The 1,219-nt window shown below is 60.8% G+C and carries 2 protein-coding genes; both read right to left on the bottom strand.

Annotated elements, in window-relative coordinates:
• Positions 1-96: 96 nt before the first annotated feature.
• Positions 97-834: a DUF1995 family protein gene (locus NW820_RS11400; protein ID WP_414407536.1), complete on the bottom strand. Its 738-nt coding sequence runs from the start codon at positions 832-834 to the stop codon at positions 97-99.
• A 40-nt stretch (positions 835-874) separates the two neighbouring features.
• Positions 875-1,219 (bottom strand): GUN4 domain-containing protein (locus tag NW820_RS11395; RefSeq protein ID WP_414407535.1); only part of this gene is annotated, 345 nt, incomplete at its 5' end.

Here is a 1,219-nt window from a genome sequence, read left to right as displayed (position 1 = left end):
TAGAGATGAGGCGGGGAGCTTTATAGTCTTTATTAAAAGAGTTTGAGATAGTACTAACCCTCACCCCTGGCCTCTCTCCCCATGAGATCCTGACCCTCACAGGGATCCCAGCCAGCGCCGCCAGCTCCACCAGGGATCCTTTCCCTTGCTGGCCCTGAACAGTTCGGCCACTTCCTCGCCGGTGGGCTGGGCAATAAAAGTCTTCAAGACGCTGTAGAGGCCGGGCTCTTCCTGCTGCCACACGCTCCAGGGATCCGGATAGGCCCGAAACAGGGCCCCCTCCACCAGGGAGCGCAGGTAGTAGCTGGTCTCAAAGGTGCTCAGGAACCGCTGCCGCAGTCGGCGACCGGCCAGACCCACCCCCACGGTGGCGGCATCCTGCAATTGGGGGTTGAGCAGCACGACGGGTTTGGGATCCCGTCCTTTGGAAGCCAGCCCAGAGGGATCCCCGCCACTGACCGCTTGGCAAACCCGCTCCACCTGATCCAAGCTGTAAACCGCTGGCATCACCAGCAGGAGGCTCTGTTCTGGGGTAGGTTGAGTCCGGGAAGTCAAGCTCTGTAATTCAATCCCTTCTGGCAGGGATCCCCATTCCCGCTGGGCCAGGGCTGCTCCGCCGGCATCGCTGAATAGCACCAAAGCAGGCGGTTGCAGCAGCTCCAAGAACGGGCGGGACAATACTTCTGGCTTGATGTCGGGGGCCAGGATCTCGATGAGCAGGCGGCGATATCCTGCTTGCATAGCCAGCCGTGTAGCCTGGATGGCCTGCTCACAGGCCTGGGCCAGGTCGATGGGCAAGTTGGGAAATTGGGTTAGTTGCAGTTGCTCGGCCACAGTCTAGTCCAATTATGATTCAGCCAGTAACCAGGGATGCTCAGCCAGACACTTCTTCCCAAGCCTTGTGGGTGAGCAACTCCTCCAGAACCCGCACCCCCCGCAGTTGGTTGGAAAGGGGCAGGTGGCCCTTGGGGGCGGAGAGATCCCAGATGAACTCGTCAGGGTAGCGAGTCCAGTGGTAGCCCTGTTTCCAGCCGATGAGGGGCCAAAGGCGCTCCCAGTTGCGGTTCACCCCCAGCCACAGTTGCCGCTGCACAGAGTAGCCAAAGCGATCCCCAGAGGCCACTCGCCACAGGTGATCAATCGTTCGCAAATCCTCCACCGGAATCCGGCTCACCTCAGAAAAATACAGCCAGCCCCGCCGCGCCGCCCCCTCTCCTGC

It is taken from the genome of Synechococcus sp. R55.7 (genome assembly GCF_047461955.1).
Lineage (GTDB): Bacteria > Cyanobacteriota > Cyanobacteriia > Thermostichales > Thermostichaceae > Thermostichus.
The sequence above is the reverse complement of the archived record's forward strand: the minus strand, read 5'-3'. Positions and strand labels throughout refer to the sequence as shown.